Genomic DNA, 21,472 nt, shown 5'->3' on the forward strand with positions numbered 1-21,472 from the left:
GCCCTCCCGCCCTCGCTGCTGAGGCGGGCACGCGTCCGGACCGAGGTTTCCCGGCCGTCGGCGGAGCCGATGAGCCGGCTGCGGGCCCGGCTGGGTGCCGACCGCCCGTCCGCCGGCGGCACCCGCTCACTGGCCGACACCCGTCCGCTGACGACGTCTACTCGTCGCCGACGATGTCCGCTCGCCGACCCGGAATGTCTCCGGCGCAGCCCCAACGCCCAACCGACGGCCCAATCGATGGGATGATTGGTCCGTGTTTCCGGGTATTTGTCAGGCAGTCACCGAGGGTCACCCATCCGGTCCAGGTCTCGGCGGGAGCTCAAAGCACCTACGCTGGCAGTGTGAGCGTTCGCCGGATCATGGGAGCCGAGACTGAGTACGGCGTCTCGGTGCCCGGTCAGCCAACCACCAACCAGATGCTTGCCTCGTCGCTGGTGGTCAACTCCTACGCCAACCGACAGGCGACCGGCGGCAGCCGGGCTCGGTGGGATTTCGAGGAGGAATCACCGCTGCGCGACGCGCGGGGCTTCGAGCTTCCCCGCGAACCGGTGGTCGATCCGTCCGCGCCAGCCAACGAGGACGATCTGGGGCTGGCCAACGTCATCCTCACCAACGGTGCACGTCTCTACGTCGACCACGCCCACCCGGAGTACTCCACGCCCGAGGTGACCAATCCTCGCGACGTGGTGCTGTGGGACAAGGCGGGGGAGCGGGTGATGGCCGAGGCCGCCCGCAGGGCGCTGTCCGTGCCGGGCACCATGCCGGTACACCTGTACAAGAACAACACGGACAACAAGGGCGTCTCCTACGGTTGCCACGAGAACTACCTCATGGCCCGGTCCACGCCGTTCGGCGACATCGTCCGCCATCTCATCCCGTTCTTCGTCTCCCGGCAGGTCGTCTGCGGCGCCGGCCGGGTCGGTATCGGGGTGGACGGCCGGGAGGCCGGCTTCCAGCTCAGCCAGCGGGCCGACTTCTTCGAGGTCGAGGTCGGTCTGGAGACGACCCTCAAGCGTCCGATCATCAACACCCGGGACGAGCCGCACGCGGACCCGGAGAAGTACCGCCGGCTCCATGTGATCATCGGTGACGCGAACATGAGCGAGATCTCGACCTACCTCAAGGTCGGGACCACCTCGCTCGTGCTCGCAATGATCGAGGACTCCTGGCTCGACGTCGACCTCAGCGTCGACAATCCGGTGAGCAACCTGCGGGCGGTCTCCCACGACCCGTCCCTGCGACACCTGCTGCCCCTCGCCGACGGCCGGAAGATGACCGCCGTCCAGCTGCAGATGGAGTACCTCGAGCAGGCCCGCAAGTACGTCGAGGACCGTTTCGGCACCGATCCGGACCCGCAGACCGCGGACGTGCTCTCCCGCTGGGAGTCGGTCCTGGTGCGTCTTGAGGACGACCCGATGACGTGCTCCCGGGAACTGGACTGGGTCGCCAAACTCGCCATCCTCGAGGGCTACCGGGCGCGGGACGGGGTGGGCTGGGACGCTCCCCGCCTCCAGCTGGTCGACCTGCAGTATTCCGACGTGCGAGCCGAGCGTGGCCTGTACAACCGCCTGGTGGAGCGCGGGCGGATCGACCTGCTGCTCGCCGAGGACGAGATCGTCCAGGCCATGACCGAGCCGCCGCACGACACCCGGGCGTTCTTCCGGGGTCGCTGCCTGGCGCTGTACCCGCAGCAGGTGGCCGCCGCCTCCTGGGACTCGGTCATCTTCGACATCGGCCGCGACTCCCTGCAGCGGGTACCGACCCTGGAGCCGCTGCGCGGGACCCGGGCGCACGTGGGCGAGCTGCTCGCCCGGTGCCCGACCGCGCTGGACCTCGTGGACGCGCTCGCCGGAGGCTGACCGACAGGCCGGTGGACACGGGCCAGGTAGGTCGGTCGGGCAGGTAGAGCGGCAGGCCTACCGGGTTCCGGCCCGCCCCTGGCCCACCCACCCGGCCTGTGGTCCGCTGTCTGTCCGCGGGCTCACGGCCCGCGGGCAACTCGTGGCCGTCCGCCGGACGGCTGTCTGCGGGGACGTACAGGGGCTGGATGCCTGTACGGGAACCCTGGACGGGCTCCACCGTCGACGTCCGACCCCTGCTCGCAGCTCTTGGTGGGTGGCCGAGCCGGGACTGTCCGTGCATTGCGCCGTGGGCGGACGCCGCGACGCGCCGGCCGGATCGTGATGGAGTGGTCCTCCGAGGGCCAAAGGCAGCGCGATCATGTTCTCTCGCGCTGCCGGAGGCCCAGGTGCTCATGGCGACCCGGGCTCGAGGTCACCGCAGCGGCGTGGTGAGGTCGGCTGCGGGCCGCGAGGAACGCCTCAGGATGCCCGGGCCCGGAGATAGTGTCGCTCCAGACGATCGAAGGAGGGTCTCATGGCCACGAAGGACACTGGCGGCGGTCAGCAGCGCGCGGGCCGGCGGACGGACCAGACCGACGATGTCGAGGTCGAGGAGTCCGGCGCCAACGACATCAAGGAAAGGCACGAGAAGCTGTCCGAGGACGTCGACTCCCTGCTCGACGAAATCGACGACGTGCTCGAGGAGAACGCGGAGGAGTTCGTCAAGGGCTACGTCCAGAAAGGGGGTGAGTAGATAATCCTGCCGACCGCCCGGAGAAAGCTGTGCAGAAATACCGGGGCCGCGGTCGGGAAACCGGGCGGGATACCGATGCCACAGGGTGGGACGCGGCGGAGCCTGCCGACGAGCAGGGGACGCGTGTGTTCGACCCGCAGCCGACTGTCGGCTAGCGGGGTGAAGCACGGCCACCTCAGTCGCAGCCGTGCGTGGCCCAGGGCGAAATCGCTGGTAGGCCGGCCCCGGCATCGGCGGCGCAGGACGAGAGTGACATTGTGTGCGTCAGCTGCAACACGGGTCTCGGGGACCTCACCGACGACCTGGTACTGCTCACCCGACTCATCGACTATCTGAAGGGGGATTTGTGGCTGATCCAGCGGGAGTCGCCGGGCGTCTACCGTCTGTGTTCATGACACCGGGAACGTCGTCGTTCACCGAGTTTCTGGCCATGGCCGCGCCCGAGCTGCTGCCAGGCGCACGCGGCAGTCTGCCGGTCGCCGTCACCGAGGTGGCTCATGGCACGACGATCGTGGCGGTGACGTACCCCGGCGGCGTGATCATGGCCGGTGACCGTCGCGCGACCATGGGGAACGTGATTGCGCAGCGGGACGTCGAGAAGGTGTTCCACGCCGACGAGTACTCCTGCGTCGGGTACGCGGGCACGGCCGGGATCGGCGCGGATCTCGTCCGCCTGTTCCAGGTCGAGCTCGAGCACTACGAGAAGATCGAGGGTTCCACCCTCAGCCTGCACGCCAAGGCCAACCGGCTGTCCTTCATGATTAAGAACAACCTCGGCATGGCATTGCAGGGGCTCGCGGTCGTTCCGCTGTATGCGGGCTATGACCTCGACGCCGGCAGGGGACGGATCTTCTCCTATGACATCACCGGTTCCCGGGCCGAGGAAAGCGGCTTCCAGGCCATCGGTTCCGGTTCCGTCTTCGCCCGCGGCGCGCTGAAGAAGAAGGTCCGGCCGGACCTCACCCGGGACGGGGCCGTACGGGTCTGCGTGGACGCGCTCTACGACGCCGCCGACGACGACTCGGCGACCGGCGGTCCGGACCTGACCCGCCGCATTTACCCGGTGGTCGCCTCGGTGACGGAGGACGGCTTCCGTCGCTTCGCCGACGACGAGGTGGGCACCATCGTCGAAGCCGTCGTCACCGACCGCATGACGAACCCGGGAGGCTGACATGACCATGCCCTTCGGCTATGCCAGTCCGGAGCAACAGGTCCGGGACAGGTCCGAGTACGCCCGTAAGGGGATCGCGCGCGGCCGCAGTGTGGTCGTGCGCAGTTACTCCGACGGCATCCTGTTCGTGGCCGAGAACCCGTCGTCCACCCTGCACAAGATCAGTGAGATCTACGACCGCGTCGCCTTCGCGGCGGTCGGCAAGTACAACGAGTTCGAGAACCTGCGGACGGCGGGCGTGCGCATGATGGACGTCCGCGGATACATGTACGACCGCCGTGACGTGACCGGGCGGGCGCTGGCCAACTTCTACGCCCAGACCCTCGGCACGATCTTCACCGACAGCATCAAGCCGTACGAGGTGGAGATCGTCGTTGCGGAGGTCGGCGAGGATGCCGGGTCCGACCAGATCTACCGGCTCACCTACGACGGGTCGATCGCCGACGAACGCGGGTTCGTGGCCATCGGTGGGCAGTCCGAACAGGTGGCCATCTCCCTGAAGGAACACCACGCCGACTCACAGCCACTTGCCACGGCTCTGCGGGTCGCCGCGAACGCGCTGCGAGCCGGCACGCCACCGGGCAGCAACGGCGACCGCGTCCTGTCATCGGCCAATCTTGAGGTTGCCATGCTCGACCGCACCCGTAACCGTCGGCTGTTCAAGCGCATACCCGGCTCGCAGCTGGACTCGCTGCTGGCCGAAACCGCCGAAGCCACGACCTGACCGGCGGCCGGTTCCCCTTCCTGCGGCCGAAGGCGGCGCGAAACTGTTCCCTGCGCGCCGCCGGAGGCCCGGGGGATGGCGGCTGGTTCAGGCGGAAGCCACGTGGGTGTGCAGCCAGGCGAGCGTGCGGTTCCAGGCGTCCTCGGCTGCCGCCGGCCGGTGAATCTCGGCGCGGTCGTCGCTGTGGAAGGCGTGCCCGGCGCCGGGGTAGCTGATCAGCTCGGTCGGTGCCGCGGCGGTGCCCGCAGCGGCCCGCAACGCGTTGATCTCGTCAACGCTGATCAGTACGTCCTCCTCGCCGTACAGGCCGAGCCACGGCGCGCGCAGCGCCGGCGCGAGCTCCACCAGCGGTGGCACGCCGTCCCAGTACGGCGTGTTCACACCGCCGCCGTAGAACGACACGGCCGCACCCACGGCATGGCGGGTAGCGGTGAACAGCGCCGCGGTCCCGCCCATACAAAACCCGATCACCGCGGTCCGCTCGAGGCCGAAGCCGGCGTCGGCGAGGTGGGCGAGGCCGGCGTCGACGTCCGTGGTGATGCCGGCAGCGGTCAGGGTGCCCATCTGCTGCGGAGCGGACGACCAGCTGCCGGCCGGGTCGACCTCGATGATCCCGTCCCGGTGGTAGAGATGCGGCGCGACCGTGAGCCAGCCGGCGTCCGCCAGGCGCGCGCAGACCGACACCAGGTAGGGCGTGATCCCCCGCGCGTCCTGGAGCAGGATCACCCCGCCGCGGATCGGCTCGTCCGTGCGCGGTGCGACAACCGTGGCCGGGGTGGTGCCACCCACGGTTGCGACGACCCCGGGATGCTCGGGTTTCAACGTCATGCTGGTCGTCCTTCCCAGAGGACCGAAGGCGGCGCAATACATGCTTTTCGCGCGTTGCCGGGGGGGTCGAGTCTCCGTATCACTACGCGGATCCCGGTGCGAACGGTACCGGACACGGATAAGCGCATCCGGTCCGCTACCACGTGCAACCGTACAGCGGTGACCGGAGGCCCGGTGGGACCGCGGCCGGGGCGGGTAGGAGCGTCCGTCCACACCGCGGCGGGCGTGAAGCATAGGGTCGTCAGTGTGGATCGCCGCATCTTTGGCCTGGAGAACGAGTACGGGGTCACCTGTGTCTTCCGCGGCCAGCGCAGGCTGTCCCCGGACGAGGTGGCGCGCTACCTGTTCCGCCGGGTTGTCTCCTGGGGCCGTAGCAGCAATGTCTTCCTGAAGAACGGTGCCCGGCTCTATCTCGACGTGGGCAGCCATCCGGAGTACGCCACCCCCGAGTGCGACTCCGTTCCCGATCTCGTCACCCATGACAAGGCCGGCGAGCGCATCCTGGAGGGGCTGCTGGTCGAGGCGGAAAGACGGCTGCGTGAGGAGGGGATCGCCGGCGACATCCACCTGTTCAAGAACAACACCGACTCGGCCGGCAACAGCTACGGCTGCCACGAGAACTACCTGGTGGGACGGCACGGCGAGTTCAGCCGGCTCGCCGACATCCTGGTGCCGTTCCTGGTCAGCAGGCAGATCCTGTGCGGGGCGGGCAAGGTCCTGCAGACCCCCCGCGGGGCGGTGTACTGCATCTCGCAGCGCGCCGAGCACATCTGGGAGTCGGTGTCATCGGCGACCACCAGGTCCCGTCCGATCATCAACACCCGGGACGAGCCGCACGCCGACGCCGAGCGTTTCCGGCGCCTGCACGTGATCGTCGGTGACTCGAACATGAGTGAGACCACGACGCTGCTCAAGATCGGCTCTACCGACCTCGTCCTGCGCATGATCGAGGCTGGCGTGGTGCTGCGGGACATGTCACTGGAAAACCCCATCCGGGCGATCCGCGAGGTCAGCCACGACATGACCTGCCAGCGAAAGATCAAACTGGCGAACGGGCGCGAGGCGAGCGCGCTGGAGATCCAGCGTGAGTACTTCACCAAGGCGCAGGAGTTCGTCGAGCGCCGCGGCGGGGACGCGGTCGCCAAACGCGTCCTGGACCTGTGGGGACGGACATTGCTCGCGATCGAGACCGAGGACCTGGAACTGGTCGCCCGCGAGATCGACTGGGTGACCAAGTACGTGCTGATCGACCGGTTCCGGCACCGGCACGGTCTGTCGTTGGCTTCACCTCGCGTAGCCGAGATCGACCTGAAGTATCACGACATCCACCGCCACCGGGGCCTGTACTACCGGATGGAACGGGCCGGGCTGGTGGAACGGGTCAGCCGCGACCTCGATATCTTCGAGGCGAAGTCCGTCCCGCCGCAGACCACCCGGGCCCGGCTGCGGGGCGAGTTCATCAAACGAGCCCAGGAGAAGCGGCGTGACTTCACCGTCGACTGGGTGCACCTCAAGCTCAACGATCAGGCCCAGCGCACGGTGTTGTGCAAGGATCCGTTCCGTTCCGTCGACGACCGGGTCGACAAACTCATCGCCAGCATGTGAGGACCACCTACCTGTGACCGTCGTCCCACGCCCCGGCAGGGGTGTCCGCTCCGCTCTGCTCTCCGCCGTCCTGCTCGGTTCGATGATTGCCGCGCTTGCCGCCTGCAGCGGCTCCACCGCGCCCGACGGGACCAAGGCCGCGCCGGTGCGCGCGGACGACACCCTCGCGCCCCCGGCCGGGAGCGCGCAGGTGCCCGCGGTGACGGGCGCGAGCGACCTGTCGACCAAGCCGACGATCGCCGCCGGGACCGGCACACCTCCGGCGACCCTGGTGACCCGGGACCTCGTGGTCGGTACCGGAGCGGCCGCGGCGCGGACCAGCACCGTGTTGGTCCAGTACGTCGGTGCGTTGTGGGCTGGCGGCAAGGAGTTCGACTCGAGCTGGCAGAGTGGGCAGCCGGTCCCCTTCCCGCTGGACAGGGTCATCCCCGGCTTCCAGCAGGGCATCGCCGGGATGAAGGTCGGTGGACGGCGCGAGATCGTGATTCCGCCCGACCTCGGCTACGGTCCGCAGGGCGGGCAGCCGCCCGTGATCGCCGCCGATGACACCCTGGTCTTCGTCGTCGACCTCCTCGGCGTCCAGGCGGCAGACCGCTGACCTGCGTCCGGACGCGAGCTGCTTGTCGTCCGGACGGCGGCTGTCGACGGTCCGGACGGCGGCTGGCTGGCACCGTACCGGTTGTCGCCACAGGCGCCGCTGAAGATCCAAGAGTCGTGTTCTAGCCTCGTACGGTGTCCCGTCGTCGGTTGGAACGGCTACTGAACCTGACGATGTGCCTGATGGCCACATCGCGGTTTCTCTCCGTGGCCGAAATCGGCGAGCTTGTGGAGGGTTACGCCCCGGGCAGCACCGCTGACGAGCAGGAGGCGTTCCGCCGCATGTTCGAGCGGGACAAGCAGTACCTGCGCGACATCGGCATCCCCCTGGAGACCGGGTCGGACTCGTTCTGGAGCGACGAGGTCGGCTACCGCATCCGGCGCAGCGACTATGCGCTACCGGAGATCTCCCTCGACCCGGACGAGGCCGCCGCCCTCGGGCTCGCCGCGCAGCTGTGGTCCAGCACGGCGCTGGCGGACGCGTCCGCCAGCGCGCTGCGCAAGCTCGCGGCCGGCGGCATCCGCACCCTGCCCGGTCCGGACGGTCTGGAGCCCCGGGTCGCCACCACGGAGCCCGCGTTCGCACCCTGCCTCGCCGCCGTGCAGGTCGGGCAGGCCGTCCGATTCCCCTACCGCAAACCGGAGGAGACCGAACCCCGCGAACGCCACGTCGAACCGTGGGGCGTGGTCTCGTGGCGGGGGCGCTGGTACCTGGCCGGTCACGACTGTGATCGACAGGCCGCCCGGGTCTTCCGCCTGTCGCGGGTGACCGGTGCGGTGCGTGCGGTCGGGCCGCCAGGCGCGGTCCGCATTCCCGACGGCGTCGACCTGCGGGCGCTGGTGTCCGCGTCAGCACCGCCTGATCACACCCGTACCGCCGTCCTGCGGGTCCGCCCGGGGACCGGCCACGCCCTGCGCCGGCACGCGCGGGTGCTCTCCAGCCCGCGCCGTTTCGCGCAGGGAGAGACCGACAGCCAGCCGGACTCCACGCCGGGGGCGCCCGAGAGACGGCCCGGCTCCGTGTGGGGGACGGCTGACCATCGGTCCGACTCCGTACCGGGGGCGGCCGAGAGCCCGTCCGGGTCCGCGGCGGTCGGGATGGATCTTGTGGAGATCGACTACTCCGACACCGAACAGCTGGCCAGATGGGTGGCTGGCTACGGCGATGACGTGCTGGTGGAACAACCACCGCAGCTGCGCAACGAGGTGCTGCGCCGGCTGGCCGATGCCGCCCGGGTACATGCCGATGCCGGCCCGGTGCGTATGGTGGCGAAGTCCAGGGGCCAATCCGGGGGTCAAGCAGTCCTCCGGATCGAGGACCCGGTAGCCCCACCGGCCGGGGCCTCGATCCGGGCAGTTCTCCGGGGCGCAGACCCGGCAGTCTCTCAGCCCGAGAACCCGGTAATCCCGCCGGTAGCTCCGTCGGCCGGGGCAGCGGCGGTTCCGGGGAGCGTGGTGCCGTGAGCCCGCCAGCGCCCTCCTCCTCCACCGACCGTCTCAGCCGCCTGCTCGCCCTGGTGCCGTGGCTGCGCGCCCATCCGGGGGTGTGCCTCGACGATGCGGCCGCAACCTTTAGGATCACTGTCCGCCAGCTGCGGGACGACCTGGATCTGCTGTTCGTCTGCGGCCTGCCGGGTGGCGCGCCCGGGGATCTGATCGACCTGAGCTACTCCGCGGACCAGATCACCGTCCTCGACCCCCAGACCCTGGACCGTCCGCTCAAACTGTCCGCGGACGAGGCCATGGCGCTGGTCGTCGCGGCCCGGACGCTCGCCGACGTGCCGGGGCTGTCCGCCCGCGACGCGCTCGACCGGGCGCTGGGCAAGCTGGAGGATGCCGTCGGCACCCTGCCGTCCGAGCGGGTCAGGGTCGAGCTCGACGCCCAGGACGAGGTCCTGCGGGTCGTCCAGGACGCGGTGACCCGCGGCCGGCGGCTGCACCTGCGCTACCTGGTCTGGTCCCGTGACGAACTGACCGAACGTGACGTCGACCCGATCCGGGTGCTGACCCGGGACGGCCGCTGGTATCTGGAGGGCTGGTGCCACCGGTCGAAGGCGGTCCGGCTCTTCCGGCTCGACCGCATCGACGGCCCGGACGGCGTCACGGTCCTCGACATACCCGCCGCGCCGCCGCCCGAGGCGCGCCCGCGGGACACCGACGGGTTGTTCCAGCCCGGGCCGGAGGAGATGCTCGTCGTGCTCGAGCTGCATCCGGCCGCGCGCTGGGTCGCCGACTACTACCCGGTCGAGTCCCGCCGGGAGCTCGACGGCGGGCTCCTGCTGGTGGAGTTGCGGGTGTGGGAGACGGGCTGGCTGCGCAGGCTGGTGCTCGGCCTCGGCGACCAGGCCAGGGTGGTGGAACCCGCGGACGTCGTCGCGAGCATGCACGACGCCGCCGCGCGAGCGCTGTCAGCCTACGGCCGCGACGGGCACGGGTAGCCGTCGCGTACAGCGGTCGGAGGTAGGCTTCCGCGCAGCCCCGGCAACGGTCGTGGATCCTCCCATCGATCCAGCGTGGCTGCTTTCTCCCGTCCATCCGTGTACGGACCCTGCCCGCAAACGGTGGGCCCGCCAGCCGGGTAGGTTGATCTCATGCGCTGGCTCCTCCTCGACCTCGGTCTCGTCCTGCTGACGTTCGCCCTGCTCGGTACGTTGGCGTTGCGGGTATGGGGGAAGGTGCGGCAGGTCAACCACGAGGCCGCCGAGCTACGTGGCCGGCTGTCCACGCTCACCGAGGAAACCGCGACGCTCGCCGCGCGGCTGGACGCCGCCGAGGTGACCGCGCGGCTGAACGAACGGATCCCGGCCTGACGGACCGGGCTTGGCATGCTCGTAAGGCCCTCCGGCCCCAGGAACACGCCGGGGCCGGCGGGCCTTACGAGCTTCCCGGATCGGCTTCCGGATCTCCCGGATCCGGTGGGAACCCCGAGCGCGGAAAGAACATGATCGCGCAGTCTTCGGCCCTCTGGCGCCCCACGGGAATCAGCGTTTCGTACCGGCCCGGCCCGAGCTGCGCGCGTCCGGTGGACGGTCCACCTATTGTAGATCTTGGTTCGATGGCGCAAAGTAATCGACAGTTTCTGCCACAAGTACATTGACCGTGTTGCGGATCTTCTTCTATTGTTGCTCCTGTGAAGCGGGGCGAGATCCTCATAGCCTGCCTGCACGTCGACTACGGGCGTAAGGCGAGCGCGCTGTGTTTGCCCGTTCTCCCCTGACCGCCGAAGCCACGCCCACTGTCAGGCGCTGATTTTTTGGCTGTCCACCTTTTTCGCCGGATGATCTCGGCGTTCCCACCGTGCGGGTACGCCGTTCTCCGGATTTCCTTTTCTCATCCGTAACCGTGCAATGGTGCCTGTCCGGCATCTTTTCGTGCGGCCCGGAATATTCGCATGTCCGGTCGGGCGCGCACCCGGCCGGATGGCGAAACAGGTTCATCGGTCATGTCGCGACCGCGCTTGTACGCGCCTGCCTCATGACCGAATCCCCGACCACATGGGCGGGGAGCACCCGGCAGCCGAAGGCGGCGCGAGCATGCTTTCATCCGCGTCTCCGACGGCTCAGAAAACAAAGGAGGGCACTGGAGTGAGTGAGGAACATCCGGGGGACGAGGAACAAGGACAGGCCAGTCGCCGTGGTTTTCTCGCGGGCTCGTTGGCAGCCGCCACGGCGGCCGCGACGACCGGCTTGTCGGCGCTGCCGGGCCTCGTCCAGCCGGCGTCCGCGGCCACTCGCCCGAATATCCTGGTCATCGTCACCGACGACCAGCCCAAGCAGACCAACTGGGCAACCCAGAAGATCCGTAACTGGCTTGTGGCCCAGGGCGTGGAGTTCAACAACGGCCATGTCACCACGCCGTTGTGCGCACCCTCGCGGTCGTCGATCTTCTCGGGTCGCTACGCGCACAACCACGGTGTCCTGGACAACGGGCACCCCTACAACCTGAACCAGAACACCACCGTCCAGCGCTACCTCAAGCAGGCGGGCTACCGCACCGGGTTCTTCGGCAAGTACCTCAACGCCTGGAACGTCGCCGACGCCCCGCCGCACTTCGAGGACTTCGCCCTGCTGGACCCGGTTGTCTACAACGACGGCCAGTACAACGTCAACGGCACGATCCAGACGATCTCGGGCTACAGCACCCACGTCATCAGGGACTTCGCCAAGGGCTTCATCCAGAATGGCACGACCGACACCCGGCCGTGGTTCCTCTACATCGCTCCCAAGGCCCCGCACGGACCCAACACCCCGGAGCCCCAGTACGCCAACACGGTCGTACCGACCTGGGACGGCCGTCCGTCGGTCTTCGAGACCGACAAGAGTGACAAACCGGACTACATCCAGAGTGCGAACGCGACGCTGGCCGACGGCCGGGCGACACGGGAGGCCCAGTTCCGTACCCTGTTGTCGGTGGATGACTCGGTGCAGGCGATCCATGACAAGCTGGTCGCCACCGGGCAGCTCGACAACACGCTCGTCATCTACATCGGCGACAACGGATTCACCTGGGCCGACCACGGCTGGACCAAGAAGTCGGTGCCTTACCTGCCGTCCATCGAGGTGCCGTTCTACCTGTCCTGGCCCGCGGGCGGGCTGGGCGCCGGAACGGCCGACAACCGTATCGTCGCCAACATCGACATCGCGCCGACCATTCTCGACGCCGCCGGGATCACCCCCAACACGCCGCAGAACGGCCATTCGTTGTTGTCCACCTACAATCGCGACCATCTGCTGGTCGAATGGTGGGAGCAGGGCAGCCACACCGCGGGAAGCCCGCACACCTGGTCGTCCTATGTCAGCACGACCAAGCAGTACACCGAGTACTATCACCTCCACACCGATACCAACGGTCTGCCGGTCGGCACCGGAACGGTGGCGTTCCGGGAGTACTACGACCTGGTCAACGACCCGTATCAGCTGGTGAACAAGCTCTACAACGCAACCCCGGCACAGGAACAGGCCCTGGGCATCCCGGCCCTGGCCTCCCAGCTCGCCGCCGACCGCACGAGCTGACTTTTCGAACACAATACGAGCGGCCGTCGAACGTCGGCGTCCTCAGTCGCTCTAAAACCCGGTCCGACGTCCGGGCGGGGTTTCGTACCGGCCGCTGATGATTCTCTTTCATTTTTCGCGTTCACCGTCCGTGCGGTGTCCACCGCACGGACGGTGAACGCCGGGCCGAGGGCGGCGTAACCACCGCTGCATTCCTGTGCCGCCGGAGTTCCAAAAACCACCGGGCCGGCGGCCACAAAAATCGAAGGAGGGCACCGGAGTGAGTAAGGAAAACCAGGTGAACGAAGAACAGGAGCAGGAACAACAGGAAGGGGCCAGCCGCCGGGGCTTTCTCGCGGGCTCGTTGGCGGCGACCGCCACGGCGGCCGCGGCGACCGGCCTGTCGGTGCTCCCGGGCTTCGTCCAGCCGGCGTCCGCGGCGACCCGGCCGAACATCCTGGTCATCGTCAGTGACGACCAGCCCAAGGAAACCCAGTGGGCGACACAGAAGATCCTGAACTGGGTCGCCGGGCAGGGTGTGCGGTTCACCAACGCCCACTCCACCACGCCGTTGTGCGCGCCCTCGCGGTCGTCGATCTTCTCGGGTCGCTACGCGCACAACCACGGCGTGCGGGACAACGGGCACCCCTACAACCTGAACCAGAACACCACCGTGCAGCGCTACCTCAAGCAGGCGGGCTACCGCACCGGGCTGTTCGGCAAGTACCTCAACGCCTGGAACATCAACGACAATCCGCCGCACTTCGAGGAGTGGGCGCTGCTGCAGCCGAGCTACAACAACGGCACCTACAACGTCAACGGCACCGTCCAGACGATCAACGGGTACACCACCAACGTCATCAAGAACAGGACGCTGAGCTTCCTGGACAAGGCCGCCACCGACACCCGGCCGTGGTTCGCCTACGTGGCTCCATATGCCCCGCACGAGCCCAACACCCCCGCCGCCCAGTACGCCGACACGGTCGTGCCGACGTGGAACGGACGTCCGTCGGTCTTCGAGACCGACAAGAGCGACAAGCCGGCCTACATCCAGAACTCGACCAACACCCTCGCCGACGGCCAGGCGGTGCGTGAGCGGCAGTTGCGGACCCTGTTGTCCGTCGACGACGCGGTGCAGGCGTTCAAGGACAAGCTGGTCGCCCTCGGCCAGCTGAGCAACACACTGGTCATCTACATCCCGGACAACGGCTACCTCTGGGCCGACCACGGCCGCCTCGCCAAGTCGACGCCCTACACGCCCGCTCACGAGGTGCCGTTCTACCTGTCCTGGCCGGGCGGAGGACTGGGCGCGGGCACGGTCGACAACCGCATCGTCGGCAACATCGACATTGCGCCGACCATTCTCGACGCGGCCGGGATCACCCCGACCACGCCGCAGAACGGCCACTCCCTGCTCTCCGCGTACAGCCGCGACCACATACTGACCGAGTGGTGGAAGCAGGGCACCGGCACGGGCGGTGTGCCCACCTGGGCCTCCTACGTCAGCACCACCAAGCAGTACGTCGAGTACTACGACCTGCACACCGACGCGAACGGCCAGGAGGCCGGCACCGGGCAGGTGCTGTTCCGGGAGTACTACGACCTGGTCAACGACCCTTACCAGTTGGTGAACAAGCTGTACAACGCAACCCCGGCGCAGGAGCAGGCCCTGGGCATCCCGTCTCTGGCTGCCCAGCTCGCCGCCGATCGCACGAGCTGACGCCCGAACAACTGCGACGCTCGAACAACTGCAAGGTGGTGGTCCGCCCCGCACACGGGCGGACCACCGTCCCGGTCGAACAAAGAGAGATTTCATGTCCGGTTCCTGCTGCACCCCTGGCCGCGATCCCGTCGGCATCGGGACCATCGCACCTGTACGCTCGTCCGTACCCCGGACCAGGCGTATGGTCCAGCTTCCCGGCGGACGCTTCCTGATGGGCACCGAGGATGACGAGGGTTATCGTGCCGACGGTGAGGGCCCGGTCCGGGAAATCGAGCTGAACTCGTTCTCGATTGAACCCACCACGGTGACCAACGCCCAGTTCGCCACGTTCGTCAACGCGACCGGGTACGTCACCGACGCCGAACGATACGACTTCTCCTTCGTCTTCGAGGGTTTCCTGTCCGAGGATCTCAACCGGGCCTCACCGGCCGTACACGCCACTCCCTGGTGGCGTGCGGTGTCCGGAGCGGTCTGGAAGCACCCCGAGGGGCCGGGCTCGTCCGTCATCTCCCGGCAGAATCATCCCGTCGTGCACGTCTCGTGGAACGACGCGCAGGCGTACTGCGCCTGGGCCGGCGTCCGGCTACCCACCGAAGCCGAGTGGGAGTATGCCGCGCGGGGCCGGCTGGAACAGCGCCGCTACCCGTGGGGGGACGAGCTGACGCCCGGTGGGCGGCACCGGTGCAACATCTGGCAGGGCGACTTCCCGAACCTCGACACCGGTGAGGACGGGTACATCGGCACTGCCCCGGTGAAGTCGTACCGGCCCAACGGCTACGGCCTCTACAATGTTGTCGGTAACGTCTGGGAATGGTGCGCCGACTGGTTCAGTTCCACGTTCCACGCGACCGGACCGCGCACGAATCCGACGGGGCCGCCCGACGGTCACGCCAAGGTGATGCGCGGTGGATCGCACATGTGTCATGCGTCGTACTGCAACCGGTACCGTGTCGCCGCACGGAGTTCGAACACCCCGGACAGCTCCGCTGGCAACATCGGCTTCCGTACGGCGGCCTGAGGTGGACCTGACCTGTCGCAGGCCCGTCATGCGCAGGACATCGGACCGTCGTCTGACGAGGCAAGGCTGACCGACGTAGCATCAAACACGCACCGGTCGACGGACCGGACACCGAAGCAAAGGACGCATGCCATGCCCAACCTCGGTACCCCCGAGCTTCTGATTATTGCGTTCGTCGTCATCCTGCTGTTCGGATCCAAGAAGCTGCCCGATGCCGCGCGTTCGCTCGGGCGTTCGTTGCGGATCTTCAAGGCTGAGACCAAGGGGCTCGGCCAGGACGCACAGGCCCCAGCCGCATCCTCGGCCGCTCCGGCGCAGGCACAGGCGCAGGCGGCACCGCAGCCGATCGAGTCCGGCCAGCCGGCCGTGAGCCCGCAGCCGGCGTCGACCGGCGCTGTCGGGGTCAACGGTCAGTCCGCCGGTACGGGCGACACCAGCCGGCGCTGACACGGCCGAAGACCACCGACCGCCTTTCCACGAGCAGGAGTAGCCGCCCGTGCCCGGGTTGCCCACGCCGCAGCAGATAGCGCATGCGGTGCAGTTCCGCCGCACCAGGACGGTCGAGGACAGCCGGATGTCGCTCACCGAGCACCTGCGGGAGCTGCGCAACCGGCTGGCAAAAGCACTCATCGCGCTCGCCGTCGCCACGGCAGTCTGTTTCTACTTCGAACCGCACATCTTCAACTTCCTCAAGGATCCCTACTGCTCCCTGCCGAAGGACATCCGGTCCGGCGTCGACGGGCAGTGTCAGTTGGCCTTCTTCGGCATCCTCGACGCCTTCATGATCCGGTTGAAGATCTCACTGATCGCCGGAGCGGTCGTGTCCGCGCCCGTCTGGCTCTACCAGCTGTGGTCGTTCATCACACCGGGTCTGCACCGACACGAACGCCGGTGGTCGCTGACGTTCGTCGGTTTCTCACTGGTTCTGTTCGCCCTCGGCGGCTTCTTCGCCTACCTGACCCTGAGCAAGGGGCTGGAGCTCCTGCTCGGATTCAGCGGGGACGGGCTCGTCAGCATCCTCGACGTCAACAAGTACCTGAGCTACGTCATCGCCATGCTGGTCGTGTTCGGGCTGTCCTTCGAGATTCCGCTGCTGGTGGCGATGCTGAACCTGGCGGGCGTGGTCAGCACGGCCAAGCTGCGGTCGTGGCGGCGTGCCGAGATCTTCCTCGTCTTCGTCTTCGCCGCGATCGTGACACCGAGCCAGGACCCGTTCACCATGATCGCCCTCGGTCTGCCGATGATCCTGCTGTACGAGGTCGCCCTCGTGATCGGCTGGTTCAACGACAAGCGCAAGGCCCGCCGCGGCGACACCTCGCCCTACGCCAACCTCGATGACGACGAGGCGTCACCGTTGGACTTCGACGACCTGCCGCATCCCGCGACGGGGGAACCGGCGACGTCCGCAGCGTCCGCCGACCCGGTGGGGACCGCTGTCGGTGCGGCCGGCGCCCCGGGTTCCTTGTCGAACGCCGCCCACCTCGACATCACCTGAAGGAACATCCACCCGAACCCACCGGGCCCAACGGAACATCCATCCGGCAACGAGCCGAAGGCGTGGGCGTAGGCTGACGAAGTGTCCACCGCGCCCGCGGGCTCGTCCGGCCCCGAGGCCCTCCCCACGGCCATACCCGCGGCTTTGGCCGACTTCATGGGCGGTTATCCGTTCGGCCTCGACCCCTTCCAGATCGAGGCGTGCACAGCTCTCGACGCGGGCGAGGGCGTCCTGGTCGCGGCGCCCACCGGAGCCGGTAAGACGATCGTCGGCGAGTTCGCGGCCCACCTTGGGCTCACCAGGGGTCAACGCTGTTTCTACACGACCCCGATCAAGGCGCTGTCGAACCAGAAGTACGCCGACCTCGTAGCCCGTCACGGGATCGACGCGGTCGGCCTGCTGACCGGTGACATCTCCCGCAACCCGGACGCGCCGGTGGTCGTCATGACCACCGAGGTCCTGCGCAACATGCTGTACGCGGAGCCGACCGGACGCGAGCGGCTCGACCGCCTCGCCTTCGTCGTCATGGACGAGGTTCACTACCTTGCCGACCGGCAGCGTGGCGCCGTGTGGGAAGAAGTGATCATTCATCTTCCGCAACACGTCCGGTTGGTGTCGCTGTCCGCAACGGTGAGTAACGCGGAGGAGTTCGCGGACTGGTTGGTCACCGTCCGCGGGCATACCCGTGTCGTCGTCACCGAGCACCGTCCGGTACCGCTGTGGCAACACGTGCTGGCCGACCGGGAGCTGCACGATCTGTTCGTCGCCAGTGGTCCGCTCTCCCTGGACGACGTCCTGCACGCCGGGACGGACGCGGCGGCTGTCGAGGCATTCACCGCGGTGCGTCCCCGCGATGCCGGCCCCAGGGCCGCCTCCAGAGCCGGATCCAGGCCCGCTCCCGATGTGGGTCCCGGCGCCGGTCCGACCGCGGGTTCGGCGCGTCCCCGGATCAATCCGGATCTGATCCGCCTGTCCCGGCAGGAGAGCAGGCGCCCGGAGCGGCCGCGCGGCCGGAGCGGGGCAGGCGCTCCACCGCGCGGGCGGACCTGGGTCCCCAGTCGGCCCGACGTCATCAACCAGCTCGACCGTACCGGGCTGCTGCCGGCGATCACCTTTGTGTTCAGCCGGGCCGGTTGCGACGCCGCGGTGCTCGCCTGCGTGCATGCCGGCCTGCGACTGACCACATCGGACGAGCGGGACGCCATCCGCGAGCATGTGCGCTCCCGTACCGCCAGCATTCCCGCGGACGATCTGCGCATCCTCGGCTACTGGGAGTGGCTGGAAGGTCTTGAGCGCGGGATCGCCGCGCACCACGCCGGGATGCTGCCCACGTTCAAGGAAGTGGTCGAGGAACTGTTCGTCCGCGGCCTTGTACGTGCCGTGTTCGCCACCGAGACACTCGCGCTCGGCATCAACATGCCGGCACGCACGGTCGTCCTGGAACGCCTGAGCAAGTTCAACGGCGAGACCCGCGCCGACATCACCCCGGGGGAGTACACCCAGCTCACCGGACGGGCCGGGCGGCGCGGCATCGATATCGAGGGACACGCGGTCGTGCTGTGGCAGTCCGGTTTCGACCCGGTGGCCCTCGCGGGACTCGCGTCGACCCGCACATATCCGCTTCGGTCGTCGTTTCGTCCGTCGTACAATATGGCCGTCAATCTCGTCGGGCGACTCGGGCGGACCGAGGCCCGGAGTGTTCTTGAGTCGTCCTTTGCACAGTTCCAGGCCGACCGCGCGGTCGTCGGTCTGGCCCGGCAGGTCCGCCGCAACAACGGCGCGCTCGACGAGCTGACTGCCGGTCTGGCATGCGAGCAGGGCTCGGTCCCGCAGTACGCACGCCTGCGGGAGGCGATCCGGGCCCGCGAGGCGGCACTGTCGCGGGAAGGCGCCAACCGCCGCCGGGCCGAAGCGCTCGAGTCGCTGTCCAAGCTGCGCGTCGGTGATGTCGTGCGCGTCCCGACCGGCCGGCGTAGCGGCCTCGCGGTCGTTCTCGACCCCGGGGTGAACGGTTACGGTGACGGCCCGCGCCCGGTCGTCCTCACCGTGGACAAACAGGTCCGCAGACTGTCCACGGTCGACTTTCCGGTGGCCGTCGAACCGCTGGGCCGCCTCCGGGTACCGCGGACGTTCAACCCGCGTTCGCCGCAGTCCCGCCGTGACCTGGCGTCGTCCCTGCGCCAGGTCGACGTCCCGCCCGAGTCCGGGCGGCGTGCCCGCGTCCGGGCGGCTGCCGCGGACGACGCAGACCTCGCCCGGCTGCGCCGCGAGCTGCGCGCCCACCCCGTGCACGGCTGCCCGGACCGGGATGCGCACCTGCGTGTCGTGGACCGTCACGCGAAGCTGCGCAGGGAGACCGATGTTCTCCAGCGGCGCATCGAAAACCGCACGAACACGGTCGCGAAGGTCTTCGACCGGGTGTGCACCGCCCTGGAGACACTCGGTTACCTGCGGGGCGACACCGTCACCGCCGTCGGCGCCCTGCTCGGCCGCGTCTACACCGAGCAGGACCTGCTCGTTGCCGAATGCCTACGCGCCGGTGTGTGGGAGGGGCTGTCACCCGCCGCGCTTGCCGCGGCGGTCTCCACTCTCGTCTACGAACCCCGCGGTGAGGAGGCGACGGCACCGAAGATGCCTGGTGATCCGGGGCTGCGGGACGCGCTGGCAGCGACGGCCCGCCTCGCCGGACGGCTGCGCGACGTCGAGGCCGGCCACGGGTTGGACTTCCTGCGTCCGCCCGAGCCCGGATTCGCCTGGGTGGCTTTCGGCTGGGCGTCCGGACGCTCGCTGGAGAAGGTCCTGACCGACTCCGGTCTGGACCTCACCGCCGGCGATTTCGTCCGCTGGATGCGCCAGCTCATCGACCTGCTCGACCAGATCACCCAGGTCGCGCCGGCGGATTCGACCGTACGGGGCACCGCCCGCACCGCTCTCGACGCCGTCCGCCGCGGGGTCGTCGCCTACTCCATGTCGATATAGCTTCATGTCGATATAGCGCGTCCACTATCCGACCCGCCCGACCCGGGTTCCCCTCGGGGCCTCCGAACGCTCGAAAAATGATGGTCGCGTGTTCTTCGGCCCAATCCGGCATTCCGTGGGTCAGCGTCTCAGCGCTGTGGTCGACCTGACGGTTCGAACCGGACCGGGAGCTCGAGGAGGCCCCGGAAGGAAGAAGCGGCGGGCAGCCACCGGAGTTCTTCTGGCGCCACCTCGAGAGTCAGGTTGGGCAGCCTGCGCAACAATGTGCCGATAGCGGTCCGCGCCTCCATCCGGGCCAACGACACACCCAGACAGTAGTGGACGCCGTACCCGAAGGCCATGTGCGGGTTCTCCGTCCGGTCGACCTTCAGGCTGTCGGGATCCGGGAAGTGCCGGGGGTCGTGGTTCGCCGCATTGAGGACCACGGTGACGATCGAGCCTTTCGGAATGCGTACCCCGCTGTACTCGACATCCTCCGTCGCCAACCGGAAGCTCGCCACCGGAACCGACCCGTTGAAGCGGAGAAGTTCCTCGATCGCGCCCGGCAGGAGCTCCGGATTCTTCGTTATCAGGTCGAGCTGGTCCGGGTTCGTCAGCAGCGCGGTGACCGCGTTTCCGATGAAGTCGGCCGTCGTCTGGTGACCGGCGAAAAGCAGGAGGAACGCGGTCGAGACCAGCTCCTCCTCGGAGAGTTTGCCGCCGTCGTCACGAGCCGCGATCAACGCGCTGATCAGATCGTCACTGGGCTGGTCACGCTTGTTCCCGACCAGCTTGGTGAGATAGTTGTACAGGTTCTGCTGCGCTTCCTGGATGGCCGCCCGGTCCTCCTCGTTGCTACGCCCGGCCGTGCCCTGAGTCCGGATGACCTGTGTGCCGCTGAAGAACTGCTCGCGGTCCTCGGCCGGGACGCCGAGAAGTTCACAGATCACGTTCATAGGCAGCGGAAGGGCGAACTCGCTTATCAGCTCGGCCCGGCCGGCGGGCACTATCGTGTCCAGCAGCTGGTCCACGATCTGCTGGACGCGGGGGGCCAGGGCCTCGATACGGCGCGGGGTGAACGCCTGGGACACCAGGCGCCGCAGCCGGGTGTGTTCCGGCGGGTCCGCGTTCAGCATGTTCCTGTTCAGCGCGACCGATTTCTCACCGAATACCTGGAGGTAGAGATCCCCGGCCCGGTCGATGTCCTTGCTCAGCCGAGGATCGGACAGCACCGCCCGGGCGTCGGCATACCGGGTGACGAGCCAGGTCTCGAATCTGGGTGTCTGCACCCGGCAGACGGGCGAGTTCTCCCTGAGCCGGGCATACGTCGGATACGGGTCGAGGCGGAATTCCGGGGTGAACAGCTCGGCCGCGGGAACTGCCTGCGTGATTTCACTCATACTGGGTTCCTTCTGCTGGATGCTTCTACCGGGCGCATCGGCGCCCCGAATCCGGGAATCTCGCTATGAACCTGTCGGTAATGGGGACCTGGGCCTTCCGGATCTCATCGGATCGGCTTCGCCTGAGCCCGCCGGCGCGCCAGTCAGGTGGTCACACGTCCTGGTTCGATCAGAAAATTGAGGGTGAAAACAGCTGCTGTCACGACCGTTTAGTCCCTCAGTTTCATGATTCGACGATGTTCGGTCATGGATTTGTTAGTCGACAGCCGTCGTCTCCGGAGTCGTCCTCTTATCGAGGATTGCTCGCACTCATGTCACGCACGCATGTCACGGCATCGACAGTATGAGATCAATGTTGTCCGCGCTC

At 68.1% G+C, this 21,472-nt stretch carries 19 protein-coding genes; 17 read left to right on the plus strand and 2 right to left on the minus strand.

Going from position 1 to position 21,472, the window contains the following annotated elements; genetic code table 11:
- The 6 genes from CV1CTNOD_RS25700 to prcA form a co-directional block, all read left to right on the plus strand.
- Positions 1-246: hypothetical protein (locus CV1CTNOD_RS25700; RefSeq protein WP_207386381.1), on the plus strand; the 246-nt coding region annotated here is incomplete at its 5' end.
- A gap of 95 nt (positions 247-341) precedes the next feature.
- Positions 342-1,859 (plus strand): depupylase/deamidase Dop, encoded by a 1,518-nt coding sequence (gene dop, locus CV1CTNOD_RS12155; RefSeq protein WP_347402925.1) that lies wholly within the window; start codon positions 342-344, stop codon positions 1,857-1,859.
- Between the two features lie 517 nt (positions 1,860-2,376).
- The gene (locus CV1CTNOD_RS12160; RefSeq protein ID WP_131766886.1) at positions 2,377-2,595 is read left to right on the plus strand and encodes a ubiquitin-like protein Pup; all 219 of its coding nucleotides are present in this window, start codon (positions 2,377-2,379) and stop codon (positions 2,593-2,595) included.
- A gap of 257 nt (positions 2,596-2,852) precedes the next feature.
- Complete coding sequence (locus CV1CTNOD_RS12165; RefSeq protein WP_165485464.1) at positions 2,853-2,990, plus strand: endonuclease domain-containing protein; 138 nt, start codon at positions 2,853-2,855, stop codon at positions 2,988-2,990.
- Positions 2,987-3,766, plus strand: coding sequence for a proteasome subunit beta (gene prcB / locus CV1CTNOD_RS12170; RefSeq protein WP_347402926.1), 780 nt, complete (start codon positions 2,987-2,989; stop codon positions 3,764-3,766). The genes CV1CTNOD_RS12165 and prcB overlap by 4 nt, the downstream gene beginning before the upstream one ends.
- A 1-nt stretch (position 3,767) precedes the next feature.
- Positions 3,768-4,490: a proteasome subunit alpha gene (gene prcA / locus CV1CTNOD_RS12175; protein ID WP_131786227.1), complete on the plus strand. Its 723-nt coding sequence runs from the start codon at positions 3,768-3,770 to the stop codon at positions 4,488-4,490.
- A gap of 87 nt (positions 4,491-4,577) precedes the next feature.
- On the opposite strand, the gene CV1CTNOD_RS12180 is transcribed toward prcA, so the two are convergent.
- Complete coding sequence (locus CV1CTNOD_RS12180; RefSeq protein ID WP_207386383.1) at positions 4,578-5,318, minus strand: dienelactone hydrolase family protein; 741 nt, start codon at positions 5,316-5,318, stop codon at positions 4,578-4,580.
- A 246-nt stretch (positions 5,319-5,564) separates the two neighbouring features.
- Between CV1CTNOD_RS12180 and pafA the strand changes: the two genes are divergently transcribed.
- From pafA to CV1CTNOD_RS12235, 11 genes are all read left to right on the plus strand, one after another.
- Positions 5,565-6,923 (plus strand): Pup--protein ligase, encoded by a 1,359-nt coding sequence (gene pafA, locus CV1CTNOD_RS12185; protein WP_131786229.1) that lies wholly within the window; start codon positions 5,565-5,567, stop codon positions 6,921-6,923.
- A 13-nt stretch (positions 6,924-6,936) separates the two neighbouring features.
- Positions 6,937-7,521: an FKBP-type peptidyl-prolyl cis-trans isomerase gene (locus tag CV1CTNOD_RS12190; protein WP_242606623.1), complete on the plus strand. Its 585-nt coding sequence runs from the start codon at positions 6,937-6,939 to the stop codon at positions 7,519-7,521.
- Between the two features lie 182 nt (positions 7,522-7,703).
- Positions 7,704-8,984: a helix-turn-helix transcriptional regulator gene (locus tag CV1CTNOD_RS12195; protein WP_242606624.1), complete on the plus strand. Its 1,281-nt coding sequence runs from the start codon at positions 7,704-7,706 to the stop codon at positions 8,982-8,984.
- Positions 8,981-9,958 carry a helix-turn-helix transcriptional regulator gene (locus CV1CTNOD_RS12200; RefSeq protein ID WP_131786230.1) on the plus strand — a complete coding sequence of 326 codons (978 nt, stop codon included), beginning with the start codon at positions 8,981-8,983 and terminating at the stop codon, positions 9,956-9,958. Before CV1CTNOD_RS12195 ends, CV1CTNOD_RS12200 begins: the two co-directional genes overlap by 4 nt.
- Positions 9,959-10,111: 153 nt before the next feature.
- Positions 10,112-10,330, plus strand: coding sequence for a hypothetical protein (locus CV1CTNOD_RS12205; RefSeq protein ID WP_131786231.1), 219 nt, complete (start codon positions 10,112-10,114; stop codon positions 10,328-10,330).
- A 774-nt stretch (positions 10,331-11,104) separates the two neighbouring features.
- Positions 11,105-12,532, plus strand: a complete 1,428-nt coding sequence (locus CV1CTNOD_RS12210) for a sulfatase family protein (RefSeq protein WP_131786232.1) — start codon at positions 11,105-11,107, stop codon at positions 12,530-12,532.
- Between the two features lie 259 nt (positions 12,533-12,791).
- Positions 12,792-14,231 carry a sulfatase-like hydrolase/transferase gene (locus tag CV1CTNOD_RS12215; RefSeq protein WP_131786233.1) on the plus strand — a complete coding sequence of 480 codons (1,440 nt, stop codon included), beginning with the start codon at positions 12,792-12,794 and terminating at the stop codon, positions 14,229-14,231.
- 184 nt (positions 14,232-14,415) lie between these two features.
- A complete protein-coding gene (locus CV1CTNOD_RS12220; protein WP_131786234.1) occupies positions 14,416-15,252 on the plus strand; it encodes a formylglycine-generating enzyme family protein in 837 nt (278 codons plus the stop codon).
- A 132-nt stretch (positions 15,253-15,384) separates the two neighbouring features.
- Positions 15,385-15,699: a Sec-independent protein translocase subunit TatA gene (gene tatA, locus CV1CTNOD_RS12225; RefSeq protein WP_131786235.1), complete on the plus strand. Its 315-nt coding sequence runs from the start codon at positions 15,385-15,387 to the stop codon at positions 15,697-15,699.
- A 49-nt stretch (positions 15,700-15,748) separates the two neighbouring features.
- The gene (tatC, locus tag CV1CTNOD_RS12230; RefSeq protein ID WP_131786236.1) at positions 15,749-16,747 is read left to right on the plus strand and encodes a twin-arginine translocase subunit TatC; all 999 of its coding nucleotides are present in this window, start codon (positions 15,749-15,751) and stop codon (positions 16,745-16,747) included.
- 156 nt (positions 16,748-16,903) lie between these two features.
- Positions 16,904-19,726, plus strand: a complete 2,823-nt coding sequence (locus CV1CTNOD_RS12235; RefSeq protein WP_165485477.1) for a DEAD/DEAH box helicase — start codon at positions 16,904-16,906, stop codon at positions 19,724-19,726.
- A gap of 128 nt (positions 19,727-19,854) precedes the next feature.
- On the opposite strand, the gene CV1CTNOD_RS12240 is transcribed toward CV1CTNOD_RS12235, so the two are convergent.
- The gene (locus CV1CTNOD_RS12240; RefSeq protein WP_131786238.1) at positions 19,855-21,105 is read right to left on the minus strand and encodes a cytochrome P450 family protein; all 1,251 of its coding nucleotides are present in this window, start codon (positions 21,103-21,105) and stop codon (positions 19,855-19,857) included.
- Positions 21,106-21,472 lie beyond the last annotated feature (367 nt).

This window comes from Protofrankia symbiont of Coriaria ruscifolia (assembly GCF_900634745.1).
GTDB lineage: Bacteria > Actinomycetota > Actinomycetes > Frankiales > Frankiaceae > Protofrankia > Protofrankia californiensis.